17 protein-coding genes and 1 tRNA gene are annotated in these 19,082 nt (G+C 56.8%); 6 read left to right on the forward strand and 12 right to left on the reverse strand.

Annotated features, from left to right (window positions below):
- Window positions 1–70: 70 nt before the first annotated feature.
- From lon to ACOYNV_RS06190, 5 genes are all read right to left on the reverse strand, one after another.
- The gene (gene lon / locus ACOYNV_RS06170; RefSeq protein ID WP_422898878.1) at window positions 71–2,485 is read right to left on the reverse strand and encodes an endopeptidase La; all 2,415 of its coding nucleotides are present in this window, start codon (window positions 2,483–2,485) and stop codon (window positions 71–73) included.
- 84 nt (window positions 2,486–2,569) lie between these two features.
- Window positions 2,570–3,841, reverse strand: coding sequence for an ATP-dependent Clp protease ATP-binding subunit ClpX (gene clpX / locus ACOYNV_RS06175; protein WP_422898879.1), 1,272 nt, complete (start codon window positions 3,839–3,841; stop codon window positions 2,570–2,572).
- A gap of 80 nt (window positions 3,842–3,921) precedes the next feature.
- Entirely contained in the window at window positions 3,922–4,560 is a 639-nt protein-coding gene (clpP, locus tag ACOYNV_RS06180; RefSeq protein WP_422898880.1) for an ATP-dependent Clp endopeptidase proteolytic subunit ClpP, read from the reverse strand.
- A gap of 32 nt (window positions 4,561–4,592) precedes the next feature.
- On the reverse strand, window positions 4,593–5,942 hold the full coding sequence (gene tig, locus ACOYNV_RS06185) for a trigger factor (RefSeq protein ID WP_422898881.1): 1,350 nt from the start codon (window positions 5,940–5,942) through the stop codon (window positions 4,593–4,595).
- 79 nt (window positions 5,943–6,021) lie between these two features.
- Window positions 6,022–6,106 (reverse strand) — tRNA-Leu (locus tag ACOYNV_RS06190).
- Window positions 6,107–6,218: 112 nt separating this feature from the next.
- On the opposite strand from ACOYNV_RS06190, the gene hpnC reads away from it, so the two are divergent.
- The 3 genes from hpnC to hpnE all read left to right on the forward strand — a co-directional run bounded on the left by hpnC (window position 6,219) and on the right by hpnE (window position 9,386).
- On the forward strand, window positions 6,219–7,043 hold the full coding sequence (hpnC, locus tag ACOYNV_RS06195) for a squalene synthase HpnC (protein ID WP_422898882.1): 825 nt from the start codon (window positions 6,219–6,221) through the stop codon (window positions 7,041–7,043).
- Window positions 7,044–7,072: 29 nt separating this feature from the next.
- Window positions 7,073–7,906, forward strand: a complete 834-nt coding sequence (gene hpnD / locus ACOYNV_RS06200; protein ID WP_422898883.1) for a presqualene diphosphate synthase HpnD — start codon at window positions 7,073–7,075, stop codon at window positions 7,904–7,906.
- 172 nt (window positions 7,907–8,078) lie between these two features.
- On the forward strand, window positions 8,079–9,386 hold the full coding sequence (gene hpnE / locus ACOYNV_RS06205; RefSeq protein WP_422898884.1) for a hydroxysqualene dehydroxylase HpnE: 1,308 nt from the start codon (window positions 8,079–8,081) through the stop codon (window positions 9,384–9,386).
- Window positions 9,387–9,699: 313 nt separating this feature from the next.
- Here the strand turns inward: hpnE and ACOYNV_RS06210 are convergent, their stop codons facing one another.
- The 3 genes from ACOYNV_RS06210 to ACOYNV_RS06220 all read right to left on the reverse strand — a co-directional run bounded on the left by ACOYNV_RS06210 (window position 9,700) and on the right by ACOYNV_RS06220 (window position 11,323).
- Window positions 9,700–9,987, reverse strand: a complete 288-nt coding sequence (locus tag ACOYNV_RS06210; protein ID WP_422898885.1) for a helix-turn-helix domain-containing protein — start codon at window positions 9,985–9,987, stop codon at window positions 9,700–9,702.
- A gap of 2 nt (window positions 9,988–9,989) precedes the next feature.
- On the reverse strand, window positions 9,990–10,310 hold the full coding sequence (locus ACOYNV_RS06215) for a type II toxin-antitoxin system RelE/ParE family toxin (protein WP_422898886.1): 321 nt from the start codon (window positions 10,308–10,310) through the stop codon (window positions 9,990–9,992).
- A gap of 326 nt (window positions 10,311–10,636) precedes the next feature.
- Entirely contained in the window at window positions 10,637–11,323 is a 687-nt protein-coding gene (locus ACOYNV_RS06220) for an ABC transporter ATP-binding protein (RefSeq protein ID WP_422898887.1), read from the reverse strand.
- Between ACOYNV_RS06220 and ACOYNV_RS06225 the strand changes: the two genes are divergently transcribed.
- The 3 genes from ACOYNV_RS06225 to ACOYNV_RS06235 all read left to right on the forward strand — a co-directional run bounded on the left by ACOYNV_RS06225 (window position 11,322) and on the right by ACOYNV_RS06235 (window position 16,106).
- The gene (locus tag ACOYNV_RS06225; protein ID WP_422898888.1) at window positions 11,322–11,939 is read left to right on the forward strand and encodes an arylesterase; all 618 of its coding nucleotides are present in this window, start codon (window positions 11,322–11,324) and stop codon (window positions 11,937–11,939) included. The two genes, ACOYNV_RS06220 and ACOYNV_RS06225, sit on opposite strands and share 2 nt — an antisense overlap.
- 5 nt (window positions 11,940–11,944) lie before the next feature.
- Window positions 11,945–13,003, forward strand: coding sequence for a tRNA 2-selenouridine(34) synthase MnmH (gene mnmH / locus ACOYNV_RS06230; RefSeq protein ID WP_422898889.1), 1,059 nt, complete (start codon window positions 11,945–11,947; stop codon window positions 13,001–13,003).
- 400 nt (window positions 13,004–13,403) lie between these two features.
- Window positions 13,404–16,106: a GNAT family N-acetyltransferase gene (locus ACOYNV_RS06235; protein WP_422898890.1), complete on the forward strand. Its 2,703-nt coding sequence runs from the start codon at window positions 13,404–13,406 to the stop codon at window positions 16,104–16,106.
- A gap of 77 nt (window positions 16,107–16,183) precedes the next feature.
- Here ACOYNV_RS06235 and ACOYNV_RS06240 read toward each other — a convergent pair whose 3' ends face one another.
- From ACOYNV_RS06240 to ppa, 4 genes are all read right to left on the reverse strand, one after another.
- Window positions 16,184–16,381: a DUF3460 family protein gene (locus tag ACOYNV_RS06240; RefSeq protein WP_422898891.1), complete on the reverse strand. Its 198-nt coding sequence runs from the start codon at window positions 16,379–16,381 to the stop codon at window positions 16,184–16,186.
- Between the two features lie 71 nt (window positions 16,382–16,452).
- The gene (locus tag ACOYNV_RS06245) at window positions 16,453–16,686 is read right to left on the reverse strand and encodes a DUF3567 family protein (protein WP_422898892.1); all 234 of its coding nucleotides are present in this window, start codon (window positions 16,684–16,686) and stop codon (window positions 16,453–16,455) included.
- Window positions 16,687–16,850: 164 nt separating this feature from the next.
- Window positions 16,851–18,083 (reverse strand): MFS transporter, encoded by a 1,233-nt coding sequence (locus ACOYNV_RS06250; protein WP_422898893.1) that lies wholly within the window; start codon window positions 18,081–18,083, stop codon window positions 16,851–16,853.
- Between the two features lie 197 nt (window positions 18,084–18,280).
- On the reverse strand, window positions 18,281–18,829 hold the full coding sequence (gene ppa / locus ACOYNV_RS06255; protein ID WP_422898894.1) for an inorganic diphosphatase: 549 nt from the start codon (window positions 18,827–18,829) through the stop codon (window positions 18,281–18,283).
- Window positions 18,830–19,082: the final 253 nt, after the last annotated feature.

Consider the following 19,082-nt stretch of genomic DNA (forward strand, 5'->3'; position numbering starts at 1 on the left):
TCCCCCAACAGTCGCTACCGCAAAATTCAAGCAAGTTTGCAGGAGGGACACGGCATACTTTGATTTTGAATCAATGAGTAACGATGGATTGTGCAGATGCATTCTCCGTTCCGGCTCCAACTCCAGGCGTTACTTCTTCCTCCGGCAAGGCTTGCGGCAGACGCTCAAGGGCCAATTCAAGCACCTGATCAATCCACTTGACCGGAATGATTTCAAGTTTGTTCTTGATGTTGTCAGGAATCTCTGCGAGATCACGGACATTCTCATCAGGAATCAGCACACGCCCCAGACCGCCACGCACAGCAGCCAGGAGTTTTTCCTTGAGCCCACCGATCGGCAACACTTCGCCGCGCAAGGTAATCTCGCCGGTCATCGCCACATCGCAACACACCGGAATACCCGTCAGCACGGAGACCAGCGCCGTACAAATGCCAACGCCCGCCGAAGGACCATCCTTGGGTATCGCACCTTCAGGCAAGTGGATGTGAATGTCGCTCTTCTGATAGAAATCGTCGTGGATACCCAATGAACGGGCGCGTTTTCTGACCACGGACAATGCCGCCTGAATCGACTCCTGCATAACCTCACCGAGCTTGCCGGTAGTAATAGTCTTGCCCTTGCCGGGCAGCACGACGGATTCGATAGTCAGCAACTCGCCGCCAACTTCGGTCCATGCCAGACCGGTAACCTGCCCGACCTGATTTTCGCGCTCGGCCATGCCAAAACTATAACGACGAACACCAAGGAACTTGTCGAGATTGCGCGCTGTAACTGCGAGTCGCTGCTGGCTCTTCTTGAGCAACAGAGTCTTCACCACCTTGCGGCAGATCTTGGAGATATCTCGCTCGAGCGCTCGCACGCCAGCTTCTCGGGTGTAGTAGCGAACGATGTCGCGCAACGCGCTTTCAGCCACGGTCAGTTCAGTCTTCTTCAGGCCGTTGTTCTTCATCTGCTTGGGCAGCAGATAACGATGGGCAATGTTGATCTTCTCATCCTCGGTATACCCGGAGAGACGAATCACTTCCATACGATCAAGCAGTGCTGCCGGAATATTCAGCGTATTGGCAGTAGCCACGAACATCACTTCCGACAGGTCATATTCGACTTCGACATAGTGATCGACGAAGGTCGAATTCTGCTCGGGATCGAGCACCTCAAGCAGCGCCGAACTGGGGTCGCCACGTAAGTCCTGTCCCATCTTGTCCACTTCGTCGAGCAGGAAAAGCGGATTCTTGACCGCCACCTTGGTCATGTTCTGCAAAATCTTGCCGGGCATTGAACCAATGTAGGTACGACGGTGGCCACGAATCTCGGCTTCATCGCGCACTCCACCAAGGCTCATGCGCACGAACTTTCGTCCGGTGGCATGGGCAATCGACTGTCCCAGCGAGGTCTTGCCGACACCAGGAGGCCCGACGAGACATAGAATCGGCGCCTTCAGACGATCAACGCGCTGTTGTACGGCGAGATATTCAAGGATACGTTCCTTGACCTTCTCCAGCCCCCAGTGATCCTTGTCGAGAATCTTTCCGGCCTCGGCCAGATCCTTGCTGATACGCGTCTTCTTGCGCCAAGGCAGGTTGATCAGTGTTTCGATAAAATTGCGTACGACGGAGGCCTCAGCCGACATCGGTGACATCAGCTTGAGTTTCTTGAGTTCGGACTGCGCCTTGGCCATGCCTTCCTTGCTCATTCCTGCGTCCTTGATCTTCTTTTCAAGATCATCAAGATCGGCGCCTTCTTCACCTTCACCAAGTTCCTTCTGAATCGCCTTTACCTGCTCGTTGAGGTAATACTCACGCTGGCTCTTCTCCATCTGGCGCTTGACGCGACCGCGGATGCGTTTCTCGACCTGCAGGATGTCGATTTCGGTTTCCAGTTGTGAAAGCAGGCGTTCGATACGCGGACGAATATCGAACATCTCAAGCACTTCCTGCTTCTGCTCCAGTTTGAGCGGAAGGTGGGCAGCGATGGTGTCAGCCAGGCGACCGGCTGCTTCGATGCTGGCAATCGAGGTCAGGATTTCTGGTGGTATTTTTTTGTTGAGTTTGACGTACTGATCAAACTGGGAAATTACGGCGCGGCGCAGAGCTTCCACTTCGTGATCAACGCCATCCTCCGCAGCCAGTGGCCGCGCTGTGGCAACGAACATTTCATCCCGTGAAACAATCGAGTCGACATACGCACGTTGCGTACCCTCGACCAGAACCTTCACGGTACCGTCAGGCAACTTCAGCATTTGCAGAATATTTGCGATGCAGCCGATGCTGTAAAGATCCTCGGCTTCCGGCTCGTCCTTGACGGCCGACTTCTGTGCCACCAGCAGGATAGACTTGCCGGCTTCCATGGCCACTTCAAGCGCCTTGATCGATTTCGGCCGCCCGACGAAGAGCGGAATCACCATGTGCGGAAAAACCACCACGTCACGCAGCGGCAGCAGTGGCAGTTCAACGGACTCGGCAGAGAGGGGAAGGTTCGTGGACATTAATTGTGCTCTTAAGGTGTAAGTTCAGCCCACCAGATGGGGGTTTGAGGCCGTATTTCAAGCCACAAGCAGCGGCAATACGGGTCAGTTGGAACCGGAGACCTTGGGTTGATCAGCGTAGATCAGAATCGGTTTGGAATCACTACTGATCATGTTCTCGTCAATAACAACTTTTGAGACATTCTCCATACCCGGAAGTTCGTACATGGTATCGAGCAACACCGATTCCAGAATCGAACGCAGACCGCGTGCACCGGTCTTGCGTTCAAGCGCTCGCTTGGCAATGGCGGTCATTGCTGCCGGACGAATTTCGAGTTCGACGCCTTCCATCGAGAACAGCTTCTGATATTGCTTGACCAGGGCATTCTTTGGCTCGATGAGAATTTGTACCAACGCCTCGGTGGAGAGTTCCTCAAGCGTGGCAATCACCGGCAGACGACCGATCAACTCAGGTATCAGGCCGAATTTGATGAGATCTTCAGGCTCGACCGAGCGTAGCACTTCGCCGATTGCCTTCTTGTCCTCCTTGCTCTTCACTTCGGCACCAAAGCCCATGCCGCCGCGTTCGGAGCGATTGCGAATAACCTTCTCCAAACCGTCGAATGCGCCGCCGCAAACGAAGAGAATGTTGGTTGTATCAACCTGCACGAAATCCTGATTCGGATGCTTTCGCCCACCCTGTGGGGGAACCGAAGCCACCGTACCTTCAATCAGCTTGAGCAAGGCCTGCTGCACGCCCTCACCCGAAACATCGCGGGTAATCGACGGGTTATCCGACTTGCGCGAAATCTTGTCGATTTCGTCGATATAGACGATGCCCTGCTGTGCCTTTTCGGTATCGTAATCACATTTCTGCAACAACTTCTGGATGATGTTCTCGACATCCTCGCCAACGTAGCCGGCTTCGGTCAGCGTTGTTGCATCGGCCATCACGAAGGGCACATTGAGCATGCGTGCCAGCGTTTGCGCTAGCAGCGTCTTACCAGAGCCGGTCGGCCCGATAAGCAGAATATTGCTCTTGGCCAGTTCGATGTCGTCGTTTGTCTTGCCGCGATGACGCAGGCGCTTATAGTGGTTATACACAGCCACTGACAAAATCCGCTTGGCAGTTTCCTGCCCGATCACGTACTGATCAAGCAGCCCCGAAATTTCTTTCGGCGTCGGCATGTCGCTCTTGGCAACCTTGCCACCCTGATCCGCGGAAATCTCGTCGCGCACGATATCGTTGCAAAGCTCGATACATTCGTCGCAGATAAACACGGACGGCCCGGCAATGAGTTTTTTCACCTCATGCTGGCTCTTGCCGCAAAACGAACAATAGAGCAATTTTTCACTGCCGCTTTTCTTTTCAGCCATCTCGGCCTACCTCATTCCTGGTGGCGATTGATTCGATCCCGGAATCAAACCCGCAGTTACGATCGCAGTTACGATCGCAGTTACGATGATTCGCGGCTGACCAGCACCTTGTCGATCAGACCGTATTCTGCCGCTTCTTGAGCCGAAAGGAAATTATCACGATCGGTATCACGTTCGATGCGCTCAATCGGCTGCCCGGTGTGATGCGCCATTATCTCGTTGAGCTTGGAGCGTAAGGAAAGAATTTCCTTGGCGTGAATGGCAATATCCGAGGCCTGTCCCTGAAAACCACCCATCGGCTGGTGAATCATCACGCGCGAATTGGGTAGCGCAAAACGCTTGCCCTTGGTTCCGGCCGCGAGGAGGAAAGAGCCCATTGAACAGGCCTGCCCCATGCATAGCGTCGAAACGTCGGGCTTGATGAACTGGATGGTGTCGTAAATCGACATTCCAGCCGTCACCGACCCACCCGGCGAATTGATGTAAAAATGGATGTCCTTGTCAGGATTATCGGCTTCCAGAAAGAGGAGTTGCGCCACCACCAGATTGGCAGTCATGTCGTTGACCTGTCCAACCAGAAAAATAACGCGCTCCTTGAGCAAACGTGAATAGATATCGTACGCCCGCTCACCTCGGCCACTTTGCTCGATAACCATCGGCACCATGCCAAGCGCCTGCGGATCCCAGCGGCTTTCGGATTCAAAACGATCAAAACTCATGCCAGTTCCTCTATGTACGGGATTGTGCCGGTTCAGGACTTCTGCCCCATCAACTCGTCAAAGACAGCAACCTTATCGACAACCTTGGCCCTGGATAGTGCCCAGGCGACGACATTATCTTCGATAGCCACGCCCTCGATTTCAGCGAGACGCTGCGGTTGGGCATAGTACCAACGGATAACTTCTTCAGGATGCTCGTAGCTCTGAGCCGAATCTTCGACAATGATTTTGACCTGTTCCGCCTTGGCATGCAGTTCGTTAACCTTGACGATTTCAGAAAGAATCAAACCGAGGCTGACACGGCGCTTGGCCTGATCGACGAACCACTCGCGCTGCATCGGGAAGTCCTTCATTTTCATGCCGCCACGCTGCTCCATGTCCTGGCGGGCAGCCTGCATCAAGCGCTCAATCTCCATATCAACCAGTGCCCTCGGAACGTCGATCGGATTGGCCTTGAGCAGCGCGTCCATGACCTGATCCTTGACCTTGCCCTGCAGGCGCTTCTTCACCTCACGCTTCAGGTTGGTCTCGATTTCCTCACGCATCTTGGCGACATCTCCGTCCGCAACGCCGAGCGCCTTGGCAAAATCGGCGTCAATCTCCGGCAGCACCATCTCGCGAACTTCCTTGACCGTAATTTCGAAATTCACCGCCTGGCCGGCCAGATCCTTGGAGGAATAGTCGGCTGGGAAAGTCATGTCGAAGGACTTGGCTTCGCCTGCTTTCAGACCGACGACAGCGTTTTCAAAGTCAGCCAGCATGGCGCCTTCGCCGAGTACGAAAGGATAGTCATTGGCCTGTCCACCCTGAAAAGGCACGCCATCCTTCTTGCCGAGAAAATCAATTGTCACACGGTCACCCTGGGCGGCAGCGCGATCAACCGGCTCGTAACGGACGCGTTGCTTGCGCAGTACAGCAAGCGTGCTGTCCATTTCAGCGGCACCAACCTCAAGCACCGGACGCTCGATTTCAACATCCGTCAGATCACCCAGCTTGATCTCGGGATACACCTCGAAAACGGCGGTAAACTCGATTTGCGTTGGGTTTTCGCTTGTTTTTGGCTCAATGTTCGGGTAGCCGGCAACACGCAGTTGCCGGGTCTTGATCGCTTCACTTAAAACACGTTCGATCGCTTCATTCAACGCTTCATGACGTGCCTGATCACCATGTTGCTGCTTGACGATAGAAGCCGGCACCTTGCCCGGACGGAAACCAGGCATCTTCACGCTCTTGCCGATACGCCGCAGGCGCAGTTCGATCTCCTTGTCAAGATCGGCGCTCGCCACGGCAAGATCCAGACGACGCTCCAGGGCGTTGGTCAGTTGCGCGACTTCGACTTCGACTTCGACTTCGGCGTTGCTGTTGGTGACGTTCGTTTCCATTAAGATTCCTTGAAGTCTTGTAAATTCGGGCTAAAAAATTCGGGCTGAAAATCGGACGCTCAGTTGATCAGTTGCTTGATGGTGCGAGAGAAGGGAGTCGAACCCCCACGCCTTGCGGCGCTGGAACCTAAATCCAGTGCGTCTACCAATTCCGCCACTCTCGCGCTCGGTCGGCCATTTTACCTGAGATAACCCTATACTGTCAGCCGCTGGACTGCTTAAACCTCAGCATTCAATAACCAATAACATTCCCAGCCCATTATCTACGCTTCCGCAATGTCCGTAGTCCATTACGAAAACTTTCCTGTCGCGTCCGTTCTTCTGCCCAAACGCTTGCGTCGCCCGATCGAGGCGATCTACCGTTTTGCACGCGGTGCAGACGACATTGCCGACGAGGGTGATGCCAGCGATGCAGAACGTCTGCAAGCACTAGCGGTGTATGGCGCCGAACTTGAGCGCATCGAACGCGGCCAACGTCCGGCCGCCCCGGCTTTCAACGATCTGGCCGAAGTCATCGCCGAGAGGCGTCTTCCGCTGCAACTTTTTCATGACCTGCTTGCTGCTTTCGCCCAGGATGTCGTAAAAAAACGTTACGCCGATTACACGGAGTTGCTTGACTACTGTCGGCGCTCAGCCAATCCGGTCGGTCGCCTGCTGGTGCATCTCGCCGACCGGGCCAGCGACGAAAACCTGCACCGCTCGGACTGCATCTGCACGGCGCTGCAGTTGATCAACTTCTGGCAGGATATCGCCATCGACTGGAAAAAAGACCGCATTTATCTGCCGCAAACCGATCTTGCCCGTTTTGGCATTGACGAAGCGCAGATTGCCGACCAGCACTGGAGCGCCGAGTGGGCGGCCCTGCTTGATTTCCAGACGGATCGCACGCGCGCGCTGATGCTCGAAGGTGCCCCGCTTGTGCATCAACTGCCTGGCCGCATGGGATGGGAGATCCGTTTGACGGTACAAGGCGGCTTGCGCATCCTCGAAAAAATCCGCCGGGTGCGTGGCGACGTCCACCGTCACCGCCCGCTACTGGGCCCGACCGACTGGCTGCGCATGGGCAGCCGGACCCTGTTTATGTATGATCGCACCCTTTAGATCCCGCAACGAATATTCTGGAACAGTGAATGACGCCTGACGAGTACTGCCAGCAAAAGGCCGCACAGAGTGGCTCCAGCTTCTACTACAGCTTCCTGTTTCTTCCGGTCAACCGGCGGCGCGCGATCACCGCGCTCTACGCTTTCTGCCGCGAAGTCGACGATGTAGTCGATGAATGCCAGGATGCTCAGATCGCCGCCACCAAACTCGTCTGGTGGCGACAGGAACTCGAGCGCCTCTATAACGGCAAGCCCGAGCACCCGGTCACCCAAGCGCTGTTGCCGGTATTGACTGAATTCAGCCTGCCGCAGGAACAGTTCCTTGAAATAATCGACGGCATGGAGATGGATCTGCAGCAGACGCGCTATCTCGACTTCAAGGCGCTCTCGCTCTACTGCTACCGCGTCGCCAGCGTCGTCGGCCTGCTTGCTGCGGAAATATTCGGCTACCAGGAGCGCAAGACGCAGAAATACGCGCACGATCTGGGCATGGCCTTCCAGCTTACCAACATCATTCGCGACGTCGGCGAAGATGCGCGCATGGGTCGCGTCTACCTGCCAATCGACGATCTGCAACGCTTCGGCGTCCCGGTAGCCGACATCCTGAATGCCCGCCACTCGGACAACTTCCGGCGCCTGATGGAATTCCAGATCGAGCGTGCCGAGCAGTATTACAGGCAAGCCATGGCCGAACTGCCGGCCTCTGACCGCAAGGCCCAGCGCCCCGGTCTGATCATGGCGGCCATCTACCGCACGCTGCTCGACGAGATCAAGCGCGACGGTTGTCAGGTTCTTAGCCAGCGCACTTCGCTAACGCCGATCCGCAAACTGTGGATTGCCTGGCGCACCTGGATAAAGGCTTGAACTCAGAGGCTGTGAAAATATCAAAAATCCACCGCAGAGGCGCAAAGGGGCAAAGAAAACGCAGAGGAAACCCATTGTTTTTAAAGGTTTTCTCTGCGAAACCTCTGCGGCTTTGCGCCTCTGCGGTGGGTGTTGAGGCATTTTTTCACAACCTCTCAGCTCAAATGCGGAAATGAAAGTCGCCATCATCGGCGGTGGCTGGGCCGGGCTGGCCGCGGCAGTCGAACTGAGCGCCGCCGGTGTCGAAGTCAGCGTTTTTGAGGCCGCCAGGCAACTCGGCGGACGCGCCCGCCGCATCGAAGCGAATGGTCACACACTCGGCCACACGCTCGATAATGGCCAGCACATCCTGGTTGGCGCCTATCGCGAAACCCTGCGCCTGATGTCAACCGTCGGTGCCGACCCCGAGCAACTGCTCAAACGGATTCCACTCGAGCTGAGCTATCCCGGAGCAGGCTTCCATTTGCGCTTGCCGCGCCTGCCCGCACCGCTCAATCTCGCCATTGGCCTGTTTGCGGCCAGCGGTTGCAACCTCAGCGAGAAATTATCCGCCACACGCTTCATGCGCATTCTGCAAGCCAGCAAGTATCGGCTCGAGACCGACTGCACGGTGGCCGAACTGCTCGACCGCCATCAACAGCAGGGCAACCTGTGCCGCTACCTGTGGGAACCGCTCAGCCTTGCCGCACTCAACACTTCACCACAACTGGCCTCGGCGCAGATCTTTGCCAATGTTTTGCGCGACAGCCTTGCTGGTCGCCGCGCCGATACCGACCTGCTCCTTCCCGCCGCCGATCTTGACCGTGTTTTCCCCAGCGCAGCCGCTGATTTCATTCAGGCCCACGGCGGAAAAATCCGCCTATCGACCCGCATCGAGCAAATTCACACGCCGCTTGAGATTGAAGGTGAAACGTTTGATCGCGTCATCCTCGCCGTTGCCCCACAGCACGCCACCAGTTTGCTGGCAAAACAAGCGGAAACCAGCGCCATCGCCGCCATGCTCGCCAAATACACCTACGAGCCGATAGGCACGGCTTACGCCGGCTATTCGCCCGAAGTACGCCTGCCCTGCCCCATGCTCGGGCTCGACGGCGGCAGCAAAGGGAAATTGGGCCAATGGGTTTTTGATCGCGGCTCACTCTGCGGCACGCCCGGCGTCATGAGCTTTGTGCTCAGCGCGCAAGGCGCCTGGGAGCAAAGCGACAGCGAAACGCTAATCACCACGCTGCACGGCGAACTTGAAGAAGCGCTGGCCAGGAAGCTGCCACAACCCTTGTGGCACCGGGTCATCCGTGAACGCCGCGCGACTTTCTGCTGCCGCCCGAACCTGCCACGTCCGGCAGCACAAAGTCCGCTTCGCGGTCTGTGGCTGGCTGGCGACTACACCTGCGCCGACTACCCGGCAACCCTGGAAGGTGCGGTGCGCAGCGGCATTACGGCGGCTAGGGGTGCGCTCATGAACCGGCCTGCAAGCCAATGAATACGGGCACCTTCATAGCATGTGCCGTGAAAGCCAATAGCCATGAGCTTTCCATGGCATACCATCCCGAGACGACCTATTGACGGCCTTGCAGAGCTAGCCCCGTGGTACGTTCAAGAACCGCTGTTGCCGATCGGCGATCAATCAGCCTGAATTCGACTTGACCGATTCCTGCGTGATCGCCTTCGACCCATAGTCAAAGTGAATGATGTTGAACGGTTCAAACAGGGGAAAGACTACGGTTTCAATGCTTTTCTTCTCGCAAACCGTGGTTTGTTCCCTGTTGTTAAGCGCCTCTTTTGCGCCTTGGCTTTCAATGCGCTTGAAGCGGCTCAAAAGTGATCTTGAGACGGGTTCCCGTGGCTTCCGCAAACTTCTCAAGGGTTCTGGTCGAAGGCATGGCTCGGCCACTTTCAAGGCGGGCAATCGCTGCCTGCGATGTGTTCATTTTTTCCGCTAGCTGTTCTTGTGTCAGACCCGCACTCGAGCGGGTTTCGATGATGGCGGATACCAGCGAAAATTCACCCTGGAGGGCGTCGTAGGCATCACGATAGGCGGGGTCACGGAGCCATTCCTTATGAAGTTCAGCAGGTTTTTTCATGATTACACCTCCTTTGCACGATCCAGAGCCAACTTGATTTCACTGCGCGGCGTTTTTTGTGTCTTCTTGATGAAGGCACGGACAACAACAACGCGCTTACCTTTGGCCGTCACATAGATGGCTCGGGAAATACCATCTTTCCCGATCATCCGCATTTCCCACAACTGGCCTTCAAGATGCTTGACATGGGGTTCACGCATTTTTTCAAGCCCATGAGATTCGATCAATTCCCGAACTCTGGTAAAGCGCGCCCGCATATCCACAGGAAGCGCCTCAATCTCTGCGACGACGGTTTCATTCAGGAATTCGACGGCCCAAGTCATGCCTATTTATATCAAATTTGTTATGTTTGCGCAAGTTCTGTACTGCATATCGAAGCATTCAGAGGGCACTGTTTTCAGATCCGAAAAAACAGAAAACCGTGTGCACTGTTGTTTTCTGGAAGGTGCGGTACGCAGCGGCATTACGGCGGCCAGGGGTGCGCTTATGGCCAGGCCTGCAAGCCAAGGAATACGGGCACCTTCAGAGCATGTGCCGTGAAAGCCAATAGCCATGAGCTTTCCACGGCATATAAGGCTGGGATCGTTTATTGACGGGCTTCCCGGGAGTATGAAATCAGTGCACTTACAAATTCGGCACAAGACAGACGCTACACGACTTCCTCAATCCGCCCGGCATGCATGCGCAATCGGCGATCGCAGCGCGCGGCGATCTCCTCATCGTGAGTCACCAGAATCAGCGTCGTGCCGCTCTCGGTGTTGATCGCAAACATCAGTTCGATGATCTGGTGACCGGTTGCCGCATCGAGGTTGCCGGTCGGTTCGTCGGCCAATACCAGCTTGGGTTTGGGGGCAAAGGCACGGGCCAGCGCGACGCGCTGCTGCTCGCCGCCGGAAAGGTGCTTCGGATAATTGCGCAGACGGTGCGACAGCCCGACGCGATCCAGCCAGAACTCCGCCTCGGCACGCGCATTGGCCGTCCCCGCGAGTTCCAGCGGCAGCATCACGTTCTCGATGGCACTTAACGAAGGCAGCAACTGGAACGACTGGAAGACAAAACCGAGCAGACGACCGCGCAACACGGCGCGGGCATCCTCGTCGAGTTGGCCAAGCGCTTCGCCGGCCAGCGTCACCGAACCGCTGCTCGGCAGATCAAGGCCGGCCAGCAGTCCGAGCAGGGTCGATTTGCCGGAACCGGAGGCGCCGACGATGGCCACCGTTTCCCCGGCCGCGACGGAGAACGAATTCTCGTGCAGAATGGTCAAGGGTTCGCCACCGTTATCAACGCACTTGGTCAGCCTGCTGACTTCAACCACATTTGAGATTTCCGAACCCATGTTTCGTTTTCCATCCATCCATTGCCTGCTGCTCATCGGACTGACCTTGCTGGTCCCGACGGCAGAGGCCGCAAAAACCATTCTGGTCTTCGGCGACTCGCTCTCGGCCGGCTACGGCATCCGGCAGGACGTTGCTTGGCCGGCCCTGCTGGCAAAACGCCTGCAGGAGAAGCAGCTTGATTATAACGTCGTCAACGCCAGCATTTCGGGAGAAACCACCAGCGGCGGTCGCACCCGCCTCGATGCCGCCTTGGCCAGGTATGCGCCGCAGATCGTGATCATCGCGCTTGGTGCCAATGACGGTCTGCGCGGACTGCCGGTGGCAACGATGCGCAACAACCTCTCAGCAATGGCCGAGAGTGCGCAGCAGAAAAAAGCCAAAGTACTCATCATCGGCCAACGCCTGCCGCCGAATTACGGGGCTTACGCCGTGCAGTTCAAAAACACCTTCAGCGAAGTGGCGAAGACCCGGAATACGGCTCTCGTGGACTTTCTGCTCGAAGGCATCGCCGCGCAACCGCAGTTCTTTCAGGCCGACAATCTGCACCCGACAGCGGAGGCGCAGCCCCGTCTGCTCGACAATGTCTGGCGGGGGCTTGAGCCGCTGTTAAAATAGACGCCATGAGACATGGCATCACCAGCGTTGGGCAAATCGAAGACTATCGCCTCTTTGACGAAATCATAGATGTTCGCACTCCCGCCGAGTTTGCCGACGATCATATCCCCGGCTCGATCAACTGCCCGGTGCTCGACAACGATCAGCGTATCGAGGTCGGCACGCTCTACAAACAGTCATCGCCTTTTGCAGCAAAGAAAATCGGCGCCGCCTATGTTGCCGAAAACATTGCCCGCCACCTGCGCGAATCCTTTCTCGACCGGCCAAAAACCTGGCGACCGCTGATCGTCTGCTGGCGAGGCGGGCAGCGTAGCGGTGCGATGACCCATATTTTCCGGCGCATCGGCTGGGATGCCCAGCAACTGGAAGGCGGCTACAAGATTTATCGCAAGCAGGTGCTCGACAATCTCGACGAATTGCCGCGCCGGATCAGCTTCAAAGTCATCTGTGGCGCTACTGGCAGTGGCAAAAGCCGCCTGCTTCAAGCCCTGGCGCTTCGCGGCAAGCAAGTGCTCGACCTTGAAGAACTGGCCTGCCACAAGGGATCGGTGCTTGGCGTACTGCCGGATTCGCCACAGCCATCGCAAAAAATGTTCGAGACTAAACTGCTCGCTGCCTTGCAACGCCTTGATCCTGCTCAACCGGTTTTCGTCGAGGCCGAAAGTCGCAAGATCGGCAGCATCCAGTTACCGGATGCGCTGCTCGAAACCATGCGCGCGGGCGTGTGCATCAACATCGAGGCGGCTTTCGAGGCGCGCGTCGAGTTCCTGCTGCGAGACTACGACTACTTCCTGAAGGCTCCCGACTGGTTCAACTCGCGACTTGACGTACTGAACAAACTACAAAGCCACGAAACAATTGCACGCTGGCAGGGCTATGCCAGTAGCGGCCAGTGGCGAGAACTGGTCATCGAACTGCTCGAACTGCATTACGACCCGCTTTATCGCCGCTCGCAGAATAGCCACTATAGCGGTCTGAATGCGACACCACCCTTCACCACCAATGACCTGACCCCTGCCGGCATCGACACGCTGGCCAGCCAGATCGACAGTTGCATTGCCTGACGATCAACAGCCTGACGGGCAAGACTTTGAAAGGCGCCCCAAATTATGAAAGTCATGCCCGTTTCCCTCCCTTGCAGGGCGCATTCCGGCTTACCAGCCGGAATCGCTCGATGGGCGCGGAGCATGCTCCGCGAAATCCCCATCTCGCCCCCCGACCCCTCTCCCAGAGGGCGAGGGGAGGTTCGAGTGTCGCTGGCGCGACTTTCACGTTAACCCCCAAGCGGTCATGCCCTGAAAAAATGAGGAAATTGATCCTCTTGCGCAGAGTTGCGGTTGTCACCTGAAATCGAATCCAATATCGAAAAGGTGCTTGAGTTTGAACGTTTTCCTTAGTTCATAGCGGACTTCCTGTCCTTGTTTGCTACAATTCATTTTTAACCTCCATGACCTCACCATCCAAGTGAAATCAACGCTCGAACAACATTACCTCACCAGCCTTTTTGAACCCAAATCGGTTGCTGTCATTGGTGCCTCTGACCGTGAAGACTCGGTCGGTAGCGTCCTTTTCAAAAACATACTCGAGTCGGGTTTCAAGGGGCGCCTCTATCCGATCAACCAGAAGCACGATACCGTTCAGGGCCAGCAGGCCTACAAGTCGATCGAGGAAATCAGCGCTCGCGTCGATCTCGCCGTCATCGTCACCCGCGCGCAGACGGTTCCCGCCATCGTGGAACAATGCGGCCGCAGCGGCATCAAGTACGTAATCATCATCACAGCAGGGTTTTCGGAAGCCGGCCATTCTGGCGCCGCGCTGGAGCGGAAAACGCTGGAGATCGCCCGCAGCTACAACGTCCGCGTTCTCGGCCCCAACTGTCTGGGGATCATTCGCCCGGCACTCGGCCTCAATGCGACTTTCCTGCGCGTCAGCGCCAACGTTGGCAATCTGGCACTGGTTTCGCAGTCAGGGGCCATCTGTTCTGCCGTTCTCGACTGGGCAAAAAGCAACAAGGTCGGTTTCTCCAGCGTCATCTCACTCGGCAGCACGGCCGATGTCGACTTCGGCGAGATTCTCGACTATCTGGTCTACGACAACCGCACGCATTACATCCTGCTCTATATCGAAGGCATCCGGAACTCGCGTCGGTTCATGAGTGCGCTACGTTCGGCGGCGCGTATCAAGCCAATCATCCTGCTCAAGGCCGGGCGCCACGCCGGTGGCTCGGCGGCGGTGAAGGTGCACTCGGGCATGATCGCCGGTTCCGATATTGTTTTCGACGCCGCCGTCCGCCGTTCTGGCGTCGTGCGTGTGCAAAACATCGGCCAGTTGTTCTATGCCTCAAAAGCATTGGCCTCCAAATTCCGCCCATTGGGCAAGCGTTTGGCCATCATCACCAATGGTGGCGGACCAGGCGCCATGGCGGCGGATCGTGCCGGTGACATGGATATCCCGTTGGCCGCGATTTCAGCCGACACCATGAAATTGCTCAACGCCAAGATGCCTTCTACCTGGTCGCGCAGCAACCCGATCGATATCCGCGGCGATGCCACACCTGAACGCTATCGCGACGCGATCCTTGCCGTTACACAGGACGATGGGGTTGACGGCATCCTGATCATGCTTTCACCACAAGCCATGTCAAAGCCGATGGCCGTCGCTCAAGTCGTCATCGAGATCAGCGAGCAGACCACCAAGCCCATTCTCGCCTGCTGGATGGGCGAAGATCAGGTTGCCGAAGCGCGGATCGCGCTGGAAAACGCTGGCATACCGGCGTTCCGCATGCCCGAGACAGCAGTCGAGCTTTACTTTCACATCTCGACCTACTACCGCAACCAGACGTTGCTGTTGCAGACACCGGAAGGCTCCTCCCAGCGCACCCAGCAGGAAACCGAGGGTGCCAGGATGCTGATCGAGGCTGTCTTGCAGGAGCACCGCAAAGTCCTTTCCGAGATGGAGTCGAAAGCCGTATTGCGTGCCTTCCGCATACCGGTCGCGCAAACCATGGTGGCTCGTACCCCGACCGAATCCTTGTTGCTGGCCGAACAGATCGGTTTCCCGATCGCCATGAAAGTCGATTCACCGGATCTGGTACGCAAAACCGAAGCTGGCGGGGTGCGCCTCAATATCACCAACGCCCCGGCGGTCCGTAACGCCTATCACGACATCATCGAAACGGTTAAGAAAAGACATCCGACCGCACGCATCGGCGGTGTCTCGATCGAACCCTATCTGGCCCGTCCGAATGGTCGCGAACTGATGATCGGCGTCGTCCGCGATCCGACCTTCGGCCCCATCATCACGTTCGGGGCCGGCGGCAGCGAAGTCGAAATTTTCCGCGACCGTGCCGTTGCACTGCCGCCACTCAACAGCTTCCTGGCACAGGACCTGATCCGCTCGACACACGCCGCCGAACTGCTTGGCGAATTCCGCAATATGCCGGCAATCAACATGACTGCGCTGGAAGAAGTGTTGCTGAATGTCTCGCAAATGGTGTGTGAACTACCCTGGCTACAGGAACTTGACATCAATCCGCTGATCGTCGACGAATTCGGCGCCATCGTCGCCGATGCACGAATTGTCATCGATTATGCGGCAACATCCGGAGACCGCTACTCGCACATGGCCATCCACCCCTATCCGGCGCACCTGATACAGAACTGGGAGCAGCCTGACGGTCGCACCGTCGTTATTCGTCCGATCCGCCCGGAAGACTCGGATATGGAGCAGGAATTCGTCAAGAACCTCTCCGACGAAAGCAAGTATTACCGCTTCATGGACACCCTGCGCGAACTCACTCAGGCCATGCTGGTGCGCTTTACGCAAATCGACTACGACCGCGAAATGGCACTGATCGCCACCATTCCCGGCGAAGGCGGCAAGGATATACAAATTGGTGTAGCACGCTACGTCACCAATCCTGACGGGGAAACCGTGGAGTTCGCGCTGGCCATTGCCGACGACTGGCAGAAGCACGGCGTTGGTCGCAAACTGATGAGTGCACTGATCGAATGCGCGCGCCAGAAGGGCTACCGGGCCGTCGTTGGCGACGTGCTTTCGCAGAATACCAAGATGTTCCGCCTGATGACCACCCTCGGCTTCTCCATTCACCCGCACCACGAAGATCCTGCGGTCAAACGCGTCGTCTGCCCCTTGCATGCTCAATAGCCAGTCCCATCAGCACGCCTGAAAAGGAAACGGCCAGATGAAAATCTGGCCGTTTTTTTGAATCTTCAGGCAAAAAGTCAGGGCTGGTCGAAATTCACATCGTAGGGATAGGACCGATTGTCCTCGCGTGAATCACGCAGGGTGTTCTGTTCTGCCAGATCAACCTTCCTGTCCCACAACAGGGCGCGACCGACAAGTTGATCTTCAGCCCATTCCGGGTGTTTGGCCATCATTTCGCGCATGAACTTCGTATGCTCGGATTCGTACATCGCCATTTGGTACTCTCCCGATTCTTGGGTTTAGGTGACCGCGATTGCGGCAGTGCAGCGATTATACCCTTGCGCGATCAGTGAAAAACAATCGGTCGCGCCGCACCGACACAATAATCGTCAAGTAGCGAATCAATCGACGCCTCGTCGCGATCCTCGTACGGAATGCTGTCAATCGCCTCGCGCAAGCCAATCGCCACCGACCCTTGCACATAAAGGCTCCGGCCACCCAGCTTGTCGACCAACTCGAATCCCTGTTGCACCGGGTAGGCAACAATCGCGTAGCTATTGCTGTTGTAGACAACGTTCATGACTGTTCCTTTCCACTTTGCTTCGCAATGATACCGAGACTCTGCGTCTCAACGCACTGCAAAAGAACCAACTCTGGTCAAGAAAGAATATGCGTCCGGATGAGTCTATTTCAATATAGCAGGTGCACAATAGATTTTTACGACCGACACGGTGCAATCAAAGCTCACACCCCGTCGTGATGAGCGCGACGCCCGACAGACAAGGCAGAAACAACGGCTAGCCCCTGGAACAGCGCAACGCCGACCCACAGCGCACTGAAATGCCCACCGTCCATGAGCGGCCCGAAAATCAGCGGCGCCGTCGCCAGTCCGATATCCAGACCGGAATAGACAAAGCCATATACCCGGCCGAACGAAGCCTCACCCAGCCCCTGCGTTGCCGCCTTGCGCACCAGCAGATCACGCGACGGGCCGGCGATGCCGACGCCAAAACCCATCAGCGCCATCAGCGGCAGCACTGCCCAGCCCGCCACCACGTCACTGGCAAGTAAAAGGCTGATCGCGGCGCCGAAGGAAATGCACACCGCGATGATCTGATCCTGGGCGCGCCGGCTGGCCAGAAAGCCGCCAACCGCAATGCCCGCCGCGCCACCGAGCAGATACGCCGACAGGCAGGAAGCGGCAGTCGCCAGCGACAGGCCGTACATCGCCTTCAACGCCGCAGAAGAAAAATTCTGCAGGGCACCGAAAGCCGCGGTGATCAGGAAAAAGAAGATGAAACAGAGCAGTACCGCCGGCGAACGCAGAACACTCAGCGTTGAAACGGTGCTGTGCCCTGCCGCCGTTTTTCTGGCTCCGCTCACCCCCGATCCATCGTCGAGATCTCCACGCCGCGCAAAAAGCAGGGCGAAGGCAACCAAGGCCAGCGCCCCGGCTAAAAAAGCCGCTGCGCGCCAGTCCGCGTAGGAGGCGACCACGGTCATCACCAGCGGCGCCGCCGCCCAACCCAGATTACCCGATAGCCCATGTACCGAAAATGCATGCCCGAGGCGCGCCTTGGCAACTCGCCGATTGATCAAGGTGAAATCGGCCGGATGAAAAACGCTGTTGCCGGCACCCGCCACGCCGGCGGCCAGCATCAGCATCGCGTAGTTTTGCGCTGCCCCGAGCAACACACCCGAGAGGGCCAGCAGCAGCACGCCACAGAAGAGAACGGGTTTCGAACCGATACGATCGACCACCAGACCAGCGAGCGCCTGCCCGACCCCGGAAATGACGAAAAAAACAGTCATCAGCGCGCCGGCTTCGGTATAACTCAGGCCGAATGCCGGCATCAGCCACGGGAAGAGCAGAGGAATGACCAGATGAAAGAAGTGAGATACGGCATGGGCAAAACCCACCAGCGCAATCACCGCCACATCGCTACGAACTGGCGCAGCTTCGATTGAAGCAGACATGCACATCTCTCCGTTGAAACGAGCCCGATCCCTGCAGAGCGCATCAATAGGCAATCCCGCAAGGCATTGCCGTGGAAGGCCCGTATTCATTGACTCCCACGGCATCAGTGCTCAAGATACCCGTCCTTATTGGCCCTCAGGCCAACAGTCAGCCAGGAAGAAAAGCCAATTGCTTGAACGGGATTAAGAAGCGGTAATCAATACGCCGGCTTGTCCTTGGCGTCGTTGTAACGCATGACGCCTGACATGATCTCCTGCTTGGCTTCTTCCGGGCCGAGCCAGTCCTTGAGTTTGACGAACTTGCCGGGTTCCAGATCCTTGTAGTGCTGGAAGAAGTGGGAGATCTGATCGAGGATGATCTGCGGCAGATCGCGTGTGCTGACAATATCGCGATACATCGTCGTCAGCTTGTCCACCGGCACGGCGAGCACCTTGTGATCGCCACCGGCTTCGTCTTCCATCTCCAGCATGCCGATCGGGCGGCAGCGGACAACCACCCCCGGCGGCAGCGGGAACTGCGCCATTACAAGGACGTCGACCGGATCGCCATCATCGGAGATGGTGTGCGGAATGTAACCGTAGTTTGTGGGGTAATGCATGGCCGTGGACATGAAACGATCAACGAATATGGCGCCGCTGGCCTTGTCAACCTCGTATTTCACCGGGTCAGCATGCATGGGGATTTCAATGATTACATTGAAATCGTTGGGAAGGGAGATGCCAGGGGGGACGTTATTCAGGGCCATGTCAGTTTCTCTTGAAGGGGTGATTGAAAATCGTTTGAAAAACCAGCCATTTTATACGGTGCCGGCTAATTCCTCACAGAAAAGTCCACCGTTATCTCAGAAAAACCAATGGCAAATGGGGCAGAATCGCTTGAAATTTTCACCATCCGCCCTGCAATGCCCGTCAATAGGCGATCCACGAAGGCAACGCCGTGGAAGCCGCGTATTCATTGACTTCCACGACATCCATGTTCAAGATGCCCGGTCTGCCTGC

Origin of the sequence: Propionivibrio sp., from assembly GCF_049316945.1 — a bacterium.
GTDB lineage: Bacteria > Pseudomonadota > Gammaproteobacteria > Burkholderiales > Rhodocyclaceae > Propionivibrio.

Excerpts from the sequence above, each read along its gene's own strand:
- lon (WP_422898878.1), bottom strand. The coding sequence starts at position 2,485 with ATGTCCACGAACCTTCCCCTCTCTGCCGAGTCCGTTGAACTGCCACTG.
- clpX (WP_422898879.1), bottom strand. The coding sequence starts at position 3,841 with ATGGCTGAAAAGAAAAGCGGCAGTGAAAAATTGCTCTATTGTTCGTTT.
- clpP (WP_422898880.1), bottom strand. The coding sequence starts at position 4,560 with ATGAGTTTTGATCGTTTTGAATCCGAAAGCCGCTGGGATCCGCAGGCG.
- tig (WP_422898881.1), bottom strand. The coding sequence starts at position 5,942 with ATGGAAACGAACGTCACCAACAGCAACGCCGAAGTCGAAGTCGAAGTC.
- hpnC (WP_422898882.1), top strand. The coding sequence starts at position 6,219 with ATGTCCGTAGTCCATTACGAAAACTTTCCTGTCGCGTCCGTTCTTCTG.
- hpnD (WP_422898883.1), top strand. The coding sequence starts at position 7,073 with ATGACGCCTGACGAGTACTGCCAGCAAAAGGCCGCACAGAGTGGCTCC.
- hpnE (WP_422898884.1), top strand. The coding sequence starts at position 8,079 with ATGAAAGTCGCCATCATCGGCGGTGGCTGGGCCGGGCTGGCCGCGGCA.
- ACOYNV_RS06210 (WP_422898885.1), bottom strand. The coding sequence starts at position 9,987 with ATGAAAAAACCTGCTGAACTTCATAAGGAATGGCTCCGTGACCCCGCC.
- ACOYNV_RS06215 (WP_422898886.1), bottom strand. The coding sequence starts at position 10,310 with ATGACTTGGGCCGTCGAATTCCTGAATGAAACCGTCGTCGCAGAGATT.
- ACOYNV_RS06225 (WP_422898888.1), top strand. The coding sequence starts at position 11,322 with ATGTTTCGTTTTCCATCCATCCATTGCCTGCTGCTCATCGGACTGACC.
- ACOYNV_RS06220 (WP_422898887.1), bottom strand. The coding sequence starts at position 11,323 with ATGGGTTCGGAAATCTCAAATGTGGTTGAAGTCAGCAGGCTGACCAAG.
- mnmH (WP_422898889.1), top strand. The coding sequence starts at position 11,945 with ATGAGACATGGCATCACCAGCGTTGGGCAAATCGAAGACTATCGCCTC.
- ACOYNV_RS06240 (WP_422898891.1), bottom strand. The coding sequence starts at position 16,381 with ATGGCGATGTACGAATCCGAGCATACGAAGTTCATGCGCGAAATGATG.
- ACOYNV_RS06245 (WP_422898892.1), bottom strand. The coding sequence starts at position 16,686 with ATGAACGTTGTCTACAACAGCAATAGCTACGCGATTGTTGCCTACCCG.
- ACOYNV_RS06250 (WP_422898893.1), bottom strand. The coding sequence starts at position 18,083 with ATGTCTGCTTCAATCGAAGCTGCGCCAGTTCGTAGCGATGTGGCGGTG.
- ppa (WP_422898894.1), bottom strand. The coding sequence starts at position 18,829 with ATGGCCCTGAATAACGTCCCCCCTGGCATCTCCCTTCCCAACGATTTC.